Here is a 16,331-nt window from a genome sequence, read left to right on the forward strand (position 1 = left end):
GGATCGTCATCTGCCGCCGTCCGGCGCGCATAAACATTTGTTGATTATGCCGCAGTTCTCTGGGCGCCTCACTCAGTGCCCCGTGCGACTAGCGCCCGACGGCGTAGCCCTGGTTACCCCGGGGGTTGGCGGCAGCCTTGAGCCAGCCGCCATCGCGCGCCACAGCGCTTACCCGCCCTTCGGACCACGGCCCACCAACCACGACGAGGTGGCCGCGACGCCGCAACTCGTCGAGCACGGCCGGATCAAACCGGCTCTCCAGATGCACCTCAGCTGGATGCGCATCCCGTGGGAAGAAGGAGTTGGGCATGTGGGTGGAGTGAAAACCGGGGGCATCGATGCCCTCCTGCAGATTCATATTCCCGTGCACGAGGTTCAGAAAGTAGTTCAACGACCACTGATCCTGCGCGTCGCCACCAGGGGTTCCGAAGGCGAGCCACGGCTTACCATCGCGCAAAGCGAAGGACGGCGTCAACGTGGTTCGTGGACGAGCGCTAGGGCGCAGTGAGTTCGGCAAGCCTTCCTGCAGCCAAAACATTTGTGCGCGAGTGCTGAGGCAGAAACCCAGCGCGGGGATTGTCGGCGAGGATTGCATCCAGCCACCACTGGGCGTGGCCGAGATCATCATTCCGTTGGCGTCGACAACATCGACGTGGCACGTGTCCCCCCGGGTTTCCCCCGACTTAGCGATTGTCGGCTCGCCGGATCCGATCAAATTCTCATAACCACCTGGGGACGCCGGGTAGCGCGGCAGCCGCGCCTGGACTCCACCGGGGTTACCGGGGCGCAGTTCCACGGACGCCGTGTCGGTGATCAGCAGGCGACGTTGGGCGTTGTATTCCGGGCTGAGCAGTGCGGCCATGGGCACATCGGTGAAGTTGGGGTCGCCGTACCAAGCCTCACGATCGGCAAACGCGAGTTTGCAACTTTCGAGGACGGTGTGCACCCAGTCAGCGGAACCGGGTCCCATCGCGCTCAGATCGAAGCCTTCGAGCAGCGCAAGTTGCTGCAGAAAAACGGGTCCCTGCCCCCATGGGCCCGTCTTGCAGACGGTGTAGTTGTGATAATCGTAGATAAGCGGCTGTTCAACCGTCGGCTCCCACAGTGCCAGGTCAGTGGCCGTCAAGAGTCCACGATGACGTTCCCCTGAGGTGTCCATCACCTCATTGTCCGCGCAGAAGTCACCGATGGCTTCGGCGACAAAGCCGCGGTACCAGCAGTCCCTGGCGGCTCGGATTTGCGTTTCTCGCGACCCGCCGGCAGCTTCGGACTCCGAAATTATCCGTCGCAGGGTCGCCGCCAGCACAGGATTTCGGAAACAGCTCCCCGCTGTGGGCACCTGTCCGCCCGGCATCCAGGTCGCAGCTGAGCTGAGCCACTCGTTCGTGAACAGCTCCTGCATCGTTCCAATTGCATCGGATACCCGTTTGAGCAGCGGATGCCCATCCTCGGCATAGTGGATGGCCGGTTCGAGCACCTGACGCAGCGTCATCGTTCCGTGTCGTTCCAAGAGGAGCGTCCACGCGCCAAAGGCACCCGGTACGACCGCGGGCAACAGGCCCGTCCCTGGCATAACGTCCAGACCCAATCCGGTCACGGCCTTGATGGTTGCCGCAGCCGGCGACACGCCCTGACCACAAATGGTGGATACTTCTTGATCAGTTTCTGACCACACCAAAATCGGAACCTCGCCACCGGGGCCGTTGAGGTGCGGCTCAACAATTTGCAGCACGAAGCCGGTAGCTACGGCGGCATCGGCGGCGTTGCCCCCGCGCTCGAGCACGCTCATTCCGGTGGCGGAGGCGATCCAGTGAGTTGATGCCACCATGCCGACATTTCCAATGAGCTCAGGACGCGTTGTGAACAAAATTCTTGTCTCCTTGGTGAATGAGCGGCGCACCGTTTTCTGCGGTGACGAGGTGGCATGCGCTTTGGTGATCAGGGCCGGTTACACCGAGCAGCAGTGGTGCTTCGCTCGTGCAGCGATCAATCGCAACCGGGCAACGGGCGTGGAACGGGCATCCACTTATTTCTTCGGTCGGACTTGGCAGGTCCCCGCTGAGAATGATGCGTTCACGACCGCGGGCGCTGGCGGGGTCTGCCGTTGGAGCCGCCGAGAGCAGCGCCTGGGTGTACGGATGCTGTGGGTCACGAAACAGCTCAGCTCGCGTTGCCGTTTCTACAATTTTTCCCAGGTACATCACTGCGATGCGATCGCTGATGAATTCAACGACTGACAAATCATGGGTAATGAAGAGGCAGGAGAACCCGAGGTCGATCTGCAAATCGAGAATAACATTGAGAATGGATGCCTGCACCGATACGTCGAGCGCCGAAACCGGTTCGTCCGCGATCACGAGTGAGGGGCCGAGCACCAGCGCGCGGGCCAGTGCGACACGCTGGCGCTGGCCACCGGACAGCTCATGCGGGAAACGGCCCACCAACTCCAGGCTGAGTCCCGTGCGTTCAAGCATGTCAGAGACGGTCCGGTTGCGTTGGGCTCGAGTGCCGCGATGATGCTGCCGCAACGGCTCGGTGACGATCTGGCCGACCGTCATACGCGGATTGAGTGACGAGTACGGGTCTTGGAACACCACGTGCACTTCGGAACGGAGCGGGCGCATCTCCCGTCGGCTCAGGGTGGAGATATCGCGGCCCAGCAGGCGGATGGTTCCGCTCCTGGGCTGCGTGAGCCGGGCAATGCAGCTTCCCACAGTGGATTTCCCGCTGCCGGATTCGCCGACCAGACCGAGAATTTCGCCGCGTCCGATGGTCAGATCAACGCCGTCGACGGCCCGAACCACTGTGCGCCCTCCGCCCCAACGCGAACCGGATTGGAAATGCTTCACCAAGTTGGAAACTTCCAGGATTGGTTGTTCGCTCATAGCATCGCTCCTACTGCGGGGTGGTAACAGGACACGCTGTGCCCCACCGCGACGAGGTCCGCTGCGGGGCGGGCGGCGGTGCACGCGCCACTGGCGCTGGCGCAACGCGGGGCGAATTGGCATTCGTCCGGGTCGGTCGACGGTGAGGGCACCAGGCCGGGAATGTCGGTGAGGCGCCGACGGCCATCCGTCTGCATGACCGCCCGCGATGGCAGCGCGCCGAGCAGCCCACGCGTATATGGGTGGGTGGGAGCTGCGAAGATCGCGACGGTTGGCGCCATCTCCACGATTCGACCGGCGTACATGATCGCGACCCGGTCGGCGATGTCGGCGACAACTCCCAGGTCGTGCGTGATCAGCACGATCGACGTGCCCAGGTTGTCCCGCAGCCGCCGGAAGATGTCGAGCACACCGGCCTGAATGGTTACATCTAAGGCGGTGGTGGGTTCATCGGCGATTAGAACGAGGGGGTCGCACGCCACCGCGATAGCGATCATGACGCGCTGACGCATGCCGCCGGAGAGTTCGTGGGGAAAAGCAGCAATGCGACGCTGGGCATCAGGAATGCCGACCAGTTCAAGTAATTCAACAGCACGCGCCAGGGCCGCTCGGCGGGACAGGCCCTCGTGCCGGAGCAGCACCTCCGAAATCTGGCTTCCCACGGTGTAGGCGGGATTCAACGAGGTCATCGGTTCCTGAAACACGACCGAGATTTCCTTGCCGCGCACCGCCTGCATCCGCTTTTCGGAAAATGCCGACAGGTCGACACCGTTCAGGCGCACCGATCCGCCGAGGGTGACGTTCGAGTCTCCCAGGAGTCGGGGAATGGACATGGCCACAGTGGATTTCCCGCAGCCGGATTCACCCACGAGGGAAAGAATCTCACCCTTCTCCAGCTTGAACGACACGTCTTTGACGGCGATGACCGGTCCATTCTCCGTGCCGAATTCAACCCGAAGGTGTTCGACCGCCAACACACTCATCGGGTCTCCTTGGGGTCGAGTACGTCGCGAAGTCCATCGCCAAGCAGATTGAAACCGAGCGCAGTGAGGGCGATGGCGATTCCGGGGAACAGGGCCAGGTACGGTGCCTGAGCGAGGTATTGCTGCGCGCTGGTGAGCATGATCCCCCAGGACGACATGGGTGGCTGAACACCAAGGCCGAGAAAGCTCAGAGTGGACTCGCCGATGATGGCCGCCGGAATGGAAACAGTCGCCTGCACGATGAACGCGCCCATAGCGTTAGGGGCGATGTACCGGAACATGATCGTCGCGTCCCGAGCGCCGTCGGCGACAGCGCCCCTGACGAACTCCTGTTCCCGAATCGCCATCGCCTCGCCACGTGCAATACGGATCACTTCCGGAACCTGTGACACCGCCAGCGCGATGATGACGTTCGTGAGAGACGCGCCAAGAATAGCGGCCAGTCCGACCGCGAAGATGAGAAAAGGGAAGGCCAGCATCACGTCAACGATTCGCATGACGACGACATCAACCCATCCCCGGTAGAAGCCGGTGATCAGGCCGATGGAGATGCCGATGATGAGTGCCAAGGCCGTGGACATGACGCCAGCCATGAGCGAAACCCGGGCGCCGTTGGCAATCCGGGCGAACACATCCCGGCCCAAATCATCGGTGCCCAGCAGGTGCGCAAACGAGGGGGTCTGGAGGATAGCAGTGAAGTCCTGCTGATTCGGATCGGTCAACAGGATCGGTCCGAGAAGGGCGAACAGTACGAAACTGACGACGAGAATCAGTCCGGTCACGGCCATTGGGCGGCGGCCAAAACGCCGCGCAACGCGCTGCCACCGCGGTCGGGGTGTGCTGCTTGCGGCTTTCAGTTTGGACGTGATCGTTTTCTGGCTCATCGGGCTCCTCCCGCCAGGCGCATACGCGGATTTAGATAGGCATAGGCGATATCGACCGCCAGGTTTACCAGGACGTACCCGGTGACGGCTACGAGCACGGCACCCTGCAGTACGGGATAGTTGCGCGCCGACACGGCGTCAATGATGAGCTTGCCGAAGCCCGGAATGACGAAGATCTGCTCCGTAATGATGGCTCCACCGATCAGCGCACCGAGTTGGAGTCCGAGCACCGTGACGACGGTGGTCAGGCTGTTTCGCAGAGCATGCTTGACTTCGCGACTACGGCTCACGCCCTTCGACCGTGCCGTTCGCACGTAGTCGGCCGATAACTGTCCCAGCAGAGCTGCTCGGGTTTGCCTCATCAAGACCGCCGAGAGTCCGGTGCCGAGTACCAGCGCCGGGAGGATCATCCGTCTCAGGTTTTCGGCCGGATCTTCTGTAAATGCCACGTAACCGGAGGCCGGAAGAATCTGCAGATTGATAGCAAAAAACAGAATAGCTAACATCCCAAGCCAAAAGTGCGGCACGGACAGGCCGATGAGTCCGAACACGTTGGCGGCGTAGTCCGCAAAACTTCCGCGCTTCACGGCCGACACGATGCCCGCCGTCAAGCCGATGAGCACGCCAACCAGGATGGCCAGTCCGGCCAGTTCAAGGGTGATGGGCAGCCGCTGCAACAAAATCTCGGCCACGGGAATGCGATCTCGGGTGGACACACCGAAGTTTCCTTGCAGCGCCTGCCCAACGTAGTTGAAATATTGGATCCATATCGGCTGATTGAGACCGAACTGTTCCCGAATTGCCGCGACAACGGCTGGATCAGCGGTCTCGCCGGCCAGCACTAAGGCGGGGTCGCCCGGAAGGAGGCGCACCCCGACGAAGACAACGATGCTAGCGAGAAACAGGGTGACGATTGAAGTGATCACCTGTTGGAGCATGAAGCGAGCCACTGGTCCAGCCGTTCCGTCTCGGTATTCGGGCTACTTGGTCAATTCGGCGGTCTTGAAGCGCGGGATCGCGTCGGCGGAATATTCCACCCCGGTGATGCCGTCCAGACCGAGGAACCAGGTGTCGTGATACAGGTAGATGAGCGGCTTGATCTCATCGATCCGGTCAAGGACCTGGGCGTAGAGGTCCTGGCGAGCATCCGGTTCGGTGACGGACGCCGCCTCGGAAATCAGGGAATCCACCTCGGAATCAGCCATTCGCGAGTAGTTATTGGTGCCACCGGTAGTGAGCAGGTCATTCAGGTCGCCATCCGGGTCCATGCGGCCCGACCACCCGATCAGGAACATGTCGAACTCGCCAGCACGGCCCAAGTCAAGCGCTGAGACGAATTCGACCGGCTTGATCGTGACGTCGAAGCCAACATCGTTCGCCATTTGCTGAATGACTTCAGCTGTTTTCTGGTCGGTTGGTCGGGCGGGAATCAACAGTTCGACCGGAATCGGAAGCGTCTCGCCCGACGCCTCTACCAACGCACGAGCGGCGTCGGGGTCGAAGTCCACGCACTGGATGTCATCGGGTCGGAACGCCATTTGTTTCGGCAACGGCACGCAGTCCGGAGTGGTCTGACCAGCAAATACCACCGCGTTCAGGGCATCGCGGTCAATACTGAGTTCGAAGGCCTTACGCAACTCGACCGAGCTAGCCAGGGGGCTGGACGACATCGTCGGGTCGATGTTAATGGTCAGACCCTGATAGCCAATGGCGCTGACGCTCCGAACGTCGACCCCGTCGGCGCCCAGCTGGTCGACATCGCTTGCGTTGAGGCGCTCAGCAACGTTGAGATCGGATGAGCGCAGGTTTGCCGCCCGAATGTTCGGGTCGGTGATGAACTTATAGGTCACGCCATCGAGCTCGACCAGATCCTTGTCGTAGTAATAATCAGACTTGGCGAAGTTGATCTCACTGCCGGGAACTCGGTCCGTGAAATCGAACGGACCGACGCACACCGGGTCGGTTCCGAAGTCGAGGCCGAGCGTCTCAAGTGCAGTGGGGGACATTATCGCCCCCGCGCGGTCGGCGAGTTGGGCACCCAGGGGACTAAATGGGCGCGACAGGATCAGGCGAATGTTGTTCTCATCAACGACCTCGACGCTCTGAAGTGCAGCCAGTTCCTTCTTCCGTGACGAGGTATCGAGTGTGAGGTTGCGATCGAGGGTGATCTTCACTGCGTCTGCATTGAACGGTGTTCCGTCATTGAAGAGGATGCCTTCCCGCAGTGCGATATCAACCGTCAGACCGTCAGCGCTAGTGACCGGCAGGGACGCAGCGAGTTGCGGCACCAGCTCGAGGCTGTCGTTGGAATCGTAGAGTTTCTCGCAGAAAGCGGTGAACACGACCCTGGCCACAAACGTGTTGGCGACCGTGGGGTCCAAAGTGTCCGGTTCGTCCGACAGCGCGACCACGGCAATTCCGCCGGCCACGACTTCGTCAGCACTGGGCGAGGCCGACTGCGTGGAGGCACACGATGCCAGCATCAACGACGCCGCGGCCATACAACCTATGTTCAACGCTCTTCGAAGCATCATGTCTCCAGTGGAAGTAGTGAAAAAGTTCGTCTGTTGTTTGGATACTGTATACGGTATAGAGACAGATCGTCTACGAATAGGACACCAACCATGGAAATTGAGATAGGCCTTCTCAATGGCACGATTATCTTCGTGGCGGGGATCGCGGCCGGAATCATCAACGTGGTGGCCGGCGCGGGAACGCTGATCACTTTTCCGACCCTGCTCGCCCTCGGCATCCCTCCGATCACCGCGAATGTGTCGAACACCGTTGGCCTGGTACCGGCCTCAATCACTGGCACCTACGGCTACCGACGAGAACTCCAGGGGCAGTGGCACGCCGTGGGGCTCATGGCCGTCTTCTCTGCCATTGGCGGGATCACCGGCGGCATCCTGCTACTCGTTCTGCCGGCATCCGCCTTCTCCGTTGTTGTTCCGTACCTGCTGCTCCTCGCGGGCGTGCTGTGCGCAATCCAGCCGCGCGTCGCGAGATTCGTACGGCGCAAATCTGACGTAGCCCATGCGGACACCCGCCCGGTGACGATTGGCCTCATCCTCGGCGTGTTGGCGACGGGCGTGTACGGCGGCTATTTCGGTGCAGCCCAGGGCGTCGTACTTCTCGCCCTTCTCGGGATTCTCTGGTCGACCGACATGCACCGCGCCAACGGGGCCAAGAACGTTCTGGCCGGCGTCGCCAACGTCGTGTCGGCGGTGATTTTCATTTCCAGCGGCACAGTCGACTGGATGATTGCCCTTTTGATCGGCGTGGGCTCGGCCCTCGGCGGCTGGGTCGGCGCCAGAATCGGACGGCGCCTGCCCGCTCCACTATTGCGCACGATTCTCGTGATCGTCGCGCTGACGGCCGCGGTCGTTCTGCTGGTTGCCTAACTAATCCGGTCAGGCGTTCTGACAGACTGGATGAAATGATGCTCACCGACAACGATGTCCCGGCCTGGTGGCGTCGCCTCGGCCTACCCGGACTCGTCGACCTGCACACCCACTTTTTACCCGAACGGATGCTGCGGCGCGTGTGGGCCCACTTCGACAAGATCAAACCGTTGATCGGTCACGAGTGGCCGATCCAGTACCGAGACGATCAACAGTCGCGGCTGGCGACGATGCGACGGCTGGGTGTACGCCGATTCACCGCGCTGTCCTATGCGCATCGACCGGGCATGGCGGCTTCCCTGACCGATTTCTCGCTCGGTCTGGCCGCCGAAAACGCCGATTGCGTGCCGAGTGCCACGTTTTACCCAGAAGAGGGCGTGCTCGAGCAGGTTCAATCCGCCCTCGACCGCGGCGCTCGGGTGTTCAAGATTCACGCGCAGATCGGCGCGTTCGACCTGCGCGAACCCCTGCTCGATCCGGTCTGGGGGTTGCTCGCAGACGCCGGAATTCCGGTCGTGATCCATGTCGGCAGCGGGCCGGTGTCGCGGCCGGGAATCACCGGGCCGGACAAGCTTGCGGGGGTGTTGGCACGGCATCCGCTATTGACGGCCGTCGTCGCCCATCTCGGCGCCCCGGAGTACGGGGAGTTTCTCGATCTCGCCGAACGCTATCCGTGGGTGCACCTCGACACCACAATGGCGTTCACCGACTTTTTCGAGCGGCTCGCGCCGTTCGACCCCACGCTGCTGTCACGGCTGGCCGACTTGCCCGACCGGGTAGTGCTGGGCAGCGACTTTCCCAACATTCCGTACCCATACGCGCACCAACTGGAGTCGCTCGAACGCCTACGTGACCGGGAACCGCGCCTCGACGACGACTGGCTGCGCGCCGTCTGCTGGTACAACGGGCTACGGCTGATCGGCGAGTAGGGCGCCGCGCACCTTGGTCAGGCCGTATTTGGGCAACTCCGGGCAAGACTGCCGCTACCGGTAATATGATCCACTTTATTGCTTTATCGAGCATTATTCATCCAACCGCTATGCCGAATTCGAGGACGACCATGACACCGGCCACCGATCTCTCCCGCCGCGCCGTTATTTTGATCGGAAGCGCAGGTACCGCTGCAGCGCTTGCCGGATGCTCGACCGACGCATCCGCCGGGGTGGATGCTGGTAGCCAGACGGCGACGTCCGCGGGCGGGAGTGCGCCCCAGGAGGTCGCCAAACTTGCCGATATCCCGGTCGGCAGCTCCATTTCAGCCACCCTGGACGGGAAACCGATTCTGGTCTCCCAGCCGCAGGAGGGCAGCATCATCGCCTTTAGCGCCATCTGCCCGCACCAGGGCTGTGTCGTCAAACCCGGCAACGGTGAATTCGATTGCCCATGCCATCAGTCACGCTTCAACACGGCGACCGGCGAGGTACTCGGTGGCCCCGCGCCCTCGCCACTGGAAAAGATTCCAGTGCACGTCACCGGCGGCGTCGTGCTCTCCGGTTCCTGAACGTACGGGCGGCCATCCGCGAGTGAGCATCCACAATGGTCTGCCCGGTCAAGAAAGTAATTAACTCTGTGGGAGATCTGCGGACTCAGCGCAGGACACAGCCCGCAAGACAGACCATAGAGCGGGCTACCGACTCGTCTGAGTCGATAGCCCGCTCTGGCGCATCTCGGCGCTAGCCGTCGTTGCTTCTGTTTCTGCTTCTGCTTCTGCTTCTGTTGCCAAATTTGAAGCAGCCGCTGTCACCACCGACATCAGGGTCGAAGTTACTGCCTCACCGTCCTCCGTCGCTGTCGTCCGGAGCGTCGCTGGCATCCGGAGCGTCGCTGACGTCGTGCGCTGGGTCGTGCGCGGCATCATCCGCGGCGTCATGGCTATGATCCGAAGGAGCTTCGGTGCCTGCGGGCGAGGGTGCCGGCTCGTTTGCCATATCCACGCCAACCCCGGCGGTCGAGCGGGAGGAAACGATGACTGCTTCCGGCTTGGTGTGCGCCGCGCGTGCCATGCCGTTTTGAACCGAATTTATCAGCTCATCGCTCAGGAGCGGACCGGTGTAGGTAACGTCTAACTCACCGGCGCGCAGGGTGGTGGAGTAGTTGCCGAGCGCGTCAGACAAGATGCCTTCCTTGGCGATGGACTCCTCCAGTGCGGCCGGGCTGGTCGCCCGAACTGCGAACCGGAGATCGTGCACCAGGACCTCAGCGACGTGGTAGTGGTCCACCTCGGAAACCGCTGGGTCTTGGAAGTAGGCACGATCGACCAGTTCCCCAGCTTCGGCAACGGTACTCCCCGCCGGCAGCGCCACGATCAGCTCCGGCACGAAGTGCTCCAGCGAGGCGGGGTCCAGCACGTCGGGGGAGATATCGATCAGGTTTGTCTGGCTCTGGTTGGCCGCTTTGTCCAGCACAGTGCGGAGCGCGGTGACGTCGGCGTCGGGAGTCGAGTGGATTGCGATCACTACCCGACGTCGAACCATCAGCCCGTCGAAGGTCACGATAGGTCGGTCGTTGCCCGCATCGGTACCCGTCTCAGCGGAGCCGATCAATCCGGTCGAGATGGGAGTGCCGGTAGGGGGCGTAGCCACGGCGGTACATCCACTCAGTGCGAACGCAATGAGTACCGCCGTGACCACCCTGGTGGCATTGTACATCTCAGGTTCCCGGGGCAAATTCCGGCCGGTACACCGGCGGATACGAATCCATGGGGGTGGTGTCCACGACCGGATAGTCCGAGCTGACCGGGTCGTTGTTTTGCCAGTCGCCCACCGAGAACTGCACCATCATGTCGTGATCTTCGTGCACCAGGTTGTGGCAGTGCACCATGTACCGCCCACCAGTGTGAGCACCGGTGTTGAACTGCATCAGCACGGTGACGGATTCGTTCTCTCCCGCATAGAAGACGTCTTTCGGCCCCCCCCTCCCAAGGGAACGGCTTGCCGCCGTTGGTGTTTCGGCCGATGATCTTGCCGTCGATCAGGTGAATGTGTAACGGGTGGAACCAACCTCCCGACTCGTTCGTGATGGTCCACTGCTCAACGGAGAATGGCTGAGTGCTGGCGAAGCACCGGGAGAATCCGGAGGCTTCCACGTCCTCCCAGGTCTCATCGTTGATGGTCCACTCTCCGCCCTGGCGCTTCACCCGAAGTATTCGCTTCGCCACCGCCATGTCCGGCGTCAGCTTCATCACGTCGAGGCCGCCGAGCTCGGGATTCGGTGAGCCGCCGTCGTCGAGAGTGGTCGGGACGGCGGAGATCGATCCGGCCGTGGAACCTGAGTCGGCCACCACCTGGAACCGCATGATCTTATTCGTGTTGGCGTAGTTGACGTTGTTCTTGTTACTCAGGTTGCGCATCTCGATCATCTGGCCGACCTTGTACTTGCGAAAGTCGATCAGGATTTCGTAGCGCTCCGCCGTCCCTTGCCGCCAGGACTGCACCGCCTCCACCTTGGGCGTCATGCCGCCGTCAGTGCCGACGATGTGGAACGGATCACCGGTGGACAGTGTGGGTCGATAGGAGCGTGTGATCGAGGCCACGAGCACGCGGAAGCGATAGATGCGCGGCTTGACCTTCATCGTCGGCCACGGAACCCCATTGACCATGATCACGTCACCCCACAGACCCGCGTGGCCGTTGTCGTTGAATCCCAAAGAGCCGTCGGCATTGAACGTTGCGTCCGAAATCATCAGCGGCACGTCGAACTCGCCCTGAGGCAGCTGCGCCTGCTCGAACTGGTCCGACATCGGGTAGAAACCTGCGAGTCCCGAATACACGTTCTGGCTCGTGACCAGGTGGTCGTGGTCGTGGTACCAGAGTGTGCGCGCGGACTGCCAGTTGGGGTACTGGTAGTTCTTGACTTTGCCCGGAGCAGTGAAGTCGTTGGCATACCCGTCGTACTGGGGCAACGACGCTGAGCCGTGCAGGTGGGTGACGGAGTTGAACGCCGACGCGTGCAGGAGCCCCGTAGCTGGCAAAGCGTTGCGGATGCGTATCTCGGATCGTGTTCCCTGTCGCACCCGAATGGTCGGACCAGGAAAAACACCGTTGTAGCCTGCCAGGGTGGTGGAGAGCCCCGGAAGGATTTGGGCCTGTCCGACCTTCGCGGTGAGGGCGAATTTGGCGAATGGCCGAGCCGGGTCGCCGTCATCGAAGCCCGTGGCGTACGGCACCAGCTCGGGCGGGCGACGGAATACGCTCCGGTACGGCACCGGCTTGTTCGCGGGGGCCAGCACGCTGGGGACCGGGTCCGCCATCTTCGCCATGCCAAGAGCGCTCATCGCACCCGCGGCGCCCACTGCGCCCAACTGCAGTACTTCCCTACGTGTGGTCATAATCACTCCAGAGTGGTGCATCGATATGAGGTCACAGGAAAGAATGCCGTGGCGGCCTTGTGAAAACCTTGCCCGCTGAAGTGAGTTGGTGCACGTTCGGAACCGGCCCCGTTGCCCGATTGCTGGTCACAATCAAACAGCGTTGTCGTGTCTCGGCTCGTCATTCGACAAGTCACGATGAATTCGAGCGCCACTGCGCCCCAGGAGCGACGATTCGTTGCGAGAAATCGCAAGAAAACGCCGGGCATCGCCCGATATTCTGAAGTGGCACGCCCGCCGCAACCGCGACACTCATTCGAATCGGAGGTTCCCATGTCGATATCTGTTGAAAAAACACACGTAGCTAAAGCTCTGGTCGGAGAGCCCGAGGTTCTCGAAGACGGCCTCGCCCGGCATCCCTCCTGGCTCAGCCTCAAGGCAGCGGCGACCTCGCTGCAGGCGGCGCAGTCGCAAGACGGGTCGATTACCGACGCGGGCCGGCACGCGGATGCCGCGGCATCCGTTGCGCGCATCACCGCGGCCGTCACCGACCTCGCCCCGCACTTTGCGCACGACGCCGCGTATCTGGCCGCTCTGGTTGTGGACTTCGACCGCTGGACGTCAGACGGGTTCGGTGTACCCGACTTCTACGACTCCCTGCTGGCCTTCCAGCCACAGCAACACCGCGTGAACGGGCTGCGCCACCTCGTGGTGTTCCCGATGTACACGCAAAACGGCAGCGCCAATCGCCTGGTCGAAGCGATGCTGATCGAAGTCATCTGGCCGGAATTCGTCGGCGAACTCGAAGCCGGGTACACGAACAAGCTGTTCGTGCCGATTCGTTTTCTCGATTTCACCCCCGGATACGACACCAACTCGGCCGTGTTGTTTCCGGAGACGGTCGCGATGCGCGAGATTCCCACGTTCACCTGGGGGGCGATCTTCGCCGACCGCGAAGCCGCCCGTTTTCGCCGGGTCGTACGCGCGGCCGCCGAGATCACGCGGCTCGAGCTGCCCGCCGATGCGGCCCTGCTGCTGAACGACCAGCACCTCACTGAAGAAACCTTCGTGATGTGGGACCTCATCCACGACCGCACGCACATGCGCGGGGATCTGCCGTTCGACCCGTTCATGATCAAGCAACGCATGCCGTTCTTTCTCTACTCGCTCGAGGAGTTGCGCTGCGACCTGACCGCTTTTCGCGAATCGGTCACGATCGAGCGCAGTGAGCTGGCGAGCCCCGAGGCTCGTCGGCACGCGAAACTGGTGCAGTACGCGGTCATCTTCGACCGCATCTTTCGGTTCGCGATCACCGGCAACCGGGTGCGTAACTATGACGGCCTCGGCGGTCAATTGTTGTTCGCCTGGATGCACCAGCACGGCGTGCTGCACTGGACCGACACCCGGCTCACCTTCGACTGGGACGCCGTGCCCGACGTGGTCATCGCACTCGGAGCGCAGATCGACGAGCTGTACTGGGCGTCGATCGACCGGCCGAAGAAGGCGCACTGGCTCGCGGCCTACGAGATGATCTCGAAGACCCTCACGCCGAATCCGGCCTCGGCCTGGGCTCGCGGGCTGCCGCTCGAGGTGCTCGCCGGTTCTCCCAAGGGCTACACCGACCAGGTTCTCGACGACGAATTCCCGCTGTCGATGTTCTTCGAAGCGCTCGAGAAAAAGATGCGCACGGTCATCGAGTCGACGGCCGGTATCACCGGCAGCGCGGTCGACTAATGGGGGCCCGTCCGGCCGTCGCTGGCCGCACCGTGCTGATCGCCGGGGCGTCCAGTACGGCCGGTCTGGCCGTCGCCGCTGCACTGGCGGACGCCGGCGCGCGCGTCGTCGCCGTCGGCTCCAATCTCAAACGCCTCCAGCCGGTGCTGGCCGTGGCACCGGAGGCGGCGCTCTACGAATGCGACCTGACGGATTTTGCCGCAGTGACCGCTTTGGCGGCTCAGCTCTCGCCCATTGACGGGCTCATCCACCTGGTCGGCGGCTGGCGCGGCGGCGGCGGCCTGGCCGGCCAGAGCGACGAAGACTGGGCTTTTCTGCACTCGCACGTGGTCACCACGCTGCGCAACACCACCCGAGCGTTCAACGCCGACCTGCTGGCCTCTTCGGCCGGGCGGCTCGCGATCGTGTCGAGCGTGTCGGTCGACCAGCCCTCGGCGGGCGGCGCGAATTATGCGACAGCGAAGTCCGCAGCCGAAACGTGGGTGTGCGCGGTCGCGGCGGGATTCGAGAAAGCCGGCGACACCGCCGCGGCGGTGATTTTCGTCGTGCGTTCCCTGGACGGCTTGGAAATAGAGCTGGCTACCGGCGTGACGAGTCTGTGGGATGAGTCGGCGGCATCCGTCAATTCCAGCCGGGTTGTGCTGGCTCGAAAGGCCCCCGCAACCTGACGCGTACTCACGTCGAAGGCTTCCTTCACCCCCAGTCCGGCCGGAACGCGTTTCTGGACCGGGTGCATCCCATATGCTGCACCCAGGGGTCTTTGCAGCGCAACAATACTTTGTGGCCAGAACTTGAGCCAGCGGATAGGCGGACTCCCCGCCACGATCAGCTTTTTTCGACCAGTGATTCGCCAACAGCGCGACTTCCACGTTCCAACATCAAGATTGGCTCCAATGACTTTTGCACGTTCTCGTTTACGACACCGTGGCTCTACCGTGGCCCTGACGATCGCGGTCGTACTCGCATTCGGCACACTCTTCGCCGCGCCTGCCAGCGCCAACAGCGCTGAATCGGGCCCGGTCACCATCGTCGGCGACCCGATCATCGGGCAGACCCTGACCGTCGACGAAGGCACCTGGGACGAGGGGACGACCTTTGCGTATGAGTGGCGCTACGGATCGGGCAACCCCATCGAAGGTGCAACCTCAGATTCGTTCGCTCCAACCGAAGCGCAGCGTTTTTACTACATCTACGTTGCGGTGACCGGGACTCTGTCTGGTACCTCTGAGATGGTGGCCTCTGCGTCCGTTAGAGTCCTCCGGCCGCTCATGGCCACGGGCACCGTCTCTGTCTCCGGCTCCGCAGTCGTCGGCAGTGTCCTCACTGCAACGGCGGGTAACGACTGGCCCGAAGGCGCCACTCTCTCATACTCGTGGGAATGGAGCAATGGCGAGTGGGGTGACGGGATCGAAGGTGCGACCGGCACGACGTTCGTCGTGCCCGCAGCTCAAGTAGGCCGGCAGATTGTGGGCGTTATCGAGGCGAGCCTCGATGGGTTCGAGCCAGCTCGGGCCTACGCGTCCACTGCCTTCGTGACCGCAGCCCCCACCCCGGTCGCTCCCGTCACCACCCCGGTCACCCCAGTGACGGCAGCCCCCACCCCGGTCACCCCCGCCTCCTCAACACCGGCTTCCACCGCCGCGGCACCGGTCGCTACCTCGGCCGAGCTCGCCGCATTCCTCACCGCGGCCCGCGTCGAAACGCGCACAGCGGCATCGGCTGGCCTGCCGGCCACCGGCCTCGACGTGACCAAGCCCTACACGGCCACCGTGGACTGGGCCGCCGCCGACGGCTTCGTTGACGTCTACGCCTACTCGACGCCGACCCTCGTCGGCACGTTCCCCGTCGTCAATGGCAAGGTACAGGTCGTTCTGAGCAGCGCCATGCTGGCATTGCTCGCCTCGGGCTCACACACCCTGGTCTTCACCGGCCAGTCCTCGGGTGCCGTATCGGCGGTTGCGTTCAGCATCGCAGCTGTTGCAGCAGCTCCCGCCCTCGCCGCCACCGGTGTCGATCCCATCGTGCCGCTCGGTTCTGCCGCGCTTCTGTTTCTGCTCGGTGCCGCGCTCGTCGTCGTGCGTCGCCGACTCACGCTCGCGTAATACGGCAACAACGTAAAGGGGCGAGGCCAACTAGCC

At 62.6% G+C, this 16,331-nt stretch carries 13 protein-coding genes and 2 pseudogenes; 6 read left to right on the forward strand and 9 right to left on the reverse strand.

Going from position 1 to position 16,331, the window contains the following annotated elements; genetic code table 11:
- Nucleotides 1-88: 88 nt before the first annotated feature.
- Genes CXY72_RS15995 through CXY72_RS16020 form a run of 6 tightly spaced genes read right to left on the reverse strand, consistent with a single transcriptional unit; the run spans nucleotide 89 to nucleotide 7,286 of the window.
- On the reverse strand, nucleotides 89-1,828 hold the full coding sequence (locus CXY72_RS15995) for a gamma-glutamyltransferase family protein (RefSeq protein ID WP_104128678.1): 1,740 nt from the start codon (nucleotides 1,826-1,828) through the stop codon (nucleotides 89-91).
- A gap of 19 nt (nucleotides 1,829-1,847) precedes the next feature.
- Nucleotides 1,848-2,885: an ABC transporter ATP-binding protein gene (locus CXY72_RS16000; RefSeq protein ID WP_104128679.1), complete on the reverse strand. Its 1,038-nt coding sequence runs from the start codon at nucleotides 2,883-2,885 to the stop codon at nucleotides 1,848-1,850.
- A complete protein-coding gene (locus CXY72_RS16005; RefSeq protein ID WP_104128680.1) occupies nucleotides 2,882-3,868 on the reverse strand; it encodes an ABC transporter ATP-binding protein in 987 nt (328 codons plus the stop codon). The genes CXY72_RS16000 and CXY72_RS16005 overlap by 4 nt, the downstream gene beginning before the upstream one ends.
- Entirely contained in the window at nucleotides 3,865-4,752 is an 888-nt protein-coding gene (locus CXY72_RS16010; RefSeq protein WP_104128681.1) for an ABC transporter permease, read from the reverse strand. Before CXY72_RS16010 ends, CXY72_RS16005 begins: the two co-directional genes overlap by 4 nt.
- Nucleotides 4,749-5,690 (reverse strand): ABC transporter permease, encoded by a 942-nt coding sequence (locus CXY72_RS16015; RefSeq protein ID WP_255409296.1) that lies wholly within the window; start codon nucleotides 5,688-5,690, stop codon nucleotides 4,749-4,751. Before CXY72_RS16015 ends, CXY72_RS16010 begins: the two co-directional genes overlap by 4 nt.
- Before the next feature lie 42 nt (nucleotides 5,691-5,732).
- Nucleotides 5,733-7,286 (reverse strand): ABC transporter substrate-binding protein, encoded by a 1,554-nt coding sequence (locus tag CXY72_RS16020; protein WP_104128683.1) that lies wholly within the window; start codon nucleotides 7,284-7,286, stop codon nucleotides 5,733-5,735.
- 90 nt (nucleotides 7,287-7,376) lie between these two features.
- Here CXY72_RS16020 and CXY72_RS16025 point away from each other — a divergent pair, with 90 nt between their 5' ends.
- The 3 genes from CXY72_RS16025 (at nucleotide 7,377) to CXY72_RS16035 (ending at nucleotide 9,654) form a co-directional block, all read left to right on the forward strand.
- Nucleotides 7,377-8,153, forward strand: coding sequence for a sulfite exporter TauE/SafE family protein (locus tag CXY72_RS16025; protein ID WP_104128684.1), 777 nt, complete (start codon nucleotides 7,377-7,379; stop codon nucleotides 8,151-8,153).
- A 35-nt stretch (nucleotides 8,154-8,188) separates the two neighbouring features.
- Nucleotides 8,189-9,082, forward strand: a complete 894-nt coding sequence (locus CXY72_RS16030) for an amidohydrolase family protein (RefSeq protein WP_104128685.1) — start codon at nucleotides 8,189-8,191, stop codon at nucleotides 9,080-9,082.
- Between the two features lie 131 nt (nucleotides 9,083-9,213).
- Nucleotides 9,214-9,654, forward strand: coding sequence for a ubiquinol-cytochrome c reductase iron-sulfur subunit (locus CXY72_RS16035; protein WP_104128686.1), 441 nt, complete (start codon nucleotides 9,214-9,216; stop codon nucleotides 9,652-9,654).
- 271 nt (nucleotides 9,655-9,925) lie between these two features.
- Here CXY72_RS16035 and CXY72_RS16040 read toward each other — a convergent pair whose 3' ends face one another.
- The 3 genes and pseudogenes from CXY72_RS16040 to CXY72_RS20720 form a co-directional block, all read right to left on the reverse strand.
- A complete protein-coding gene (locus CXY72_RS16040) occupies nucleotides 9,926-10,735 on the reverse strand; it encodes a hypothetical protein (RefSeq protein WP_146071212.1) in 810 nt (269 codons plus the stop codon).
- A 67-nt stretch (nucleotides 10,736-10,802) separates the two neighbouring features.
- Nucleotides 10,803-11,039, reverse strand: a pseudogene (locus CXY72_RS20715) (multicopper oxidase domain-containing protein); the annotation flags it as partial.
- Between the two features lie 913 nt (nucleotides 11,040-11,952).
- A pseudogene (locus tag CXY72_RS20720) lies at nucleotides 11,953-12,501 on the reverse strand (multicopper oxidase domain-containing protein); the annotation flags it as partial.
- Nucleotides 12,502-12,792: 291 nt separating this feature from the next.
- Between CXY72_RS20720 and CXY72_RS16055 the strand changes: the two are divergent.
- From CXY72_RS16055 to CXY72_RS19650, 3 genes are all read left to right on the forward strand, one after another.
- Nucleotides 12,793-14,193, forward strand: coding sequence for a DUF6421 family protein (locus tag CXY72_RS16055; protein WP_104128689.1), 1,401 nt, complete (start codon nucleotides 12,793-12,795; stop codon nucleotides 14,191-14,193).
- Nucleotides 14,193-14,861 carry an SDR family NAD(P)-dependent oxidoreductase gene (locus CXY72_RS16060; protein ID WP_104128690.1) on the forward strand — a complete coding sequence of 223 codons (669 nt, stop codon included), beginning with the start codon at nucleotides 14,193-14,195 and terminating at the stop codon, nucleotides 14,859-14,861. Before CXY72_RS16055 ends, CXY72_RS16060 begins: the two co-directional genes overlap by 1 nt.
- A gap of 225 nt (nucleotides 14,862-15,086) precedes the next feature.
- Nucleotides 15,087-16,295 carry a hypothetical protein gene (locus CXY72_RS19650; RefSeq protein ID WP_158252608.1) on the forward strand — a complete coding sequence of 403 codons (1,209 nt, stop codon included), beginning with the start codon at nucleotides 15,087-15,089 and terminating at the stop codon, nucleotides 16,293-16,295.
- Nucleotides 16,296-16,331 lie beyond the last annotated feature (36 nt).

It is taken from the genome of Cryobacterium sp. Y57 (genome assembly GCF_002929505.1).
Classification (GTDB): Bacteria; Actinomycetota; Actinomycetes; order Actinomycetales; family Microbacteriaceae; genus Cryobacterium.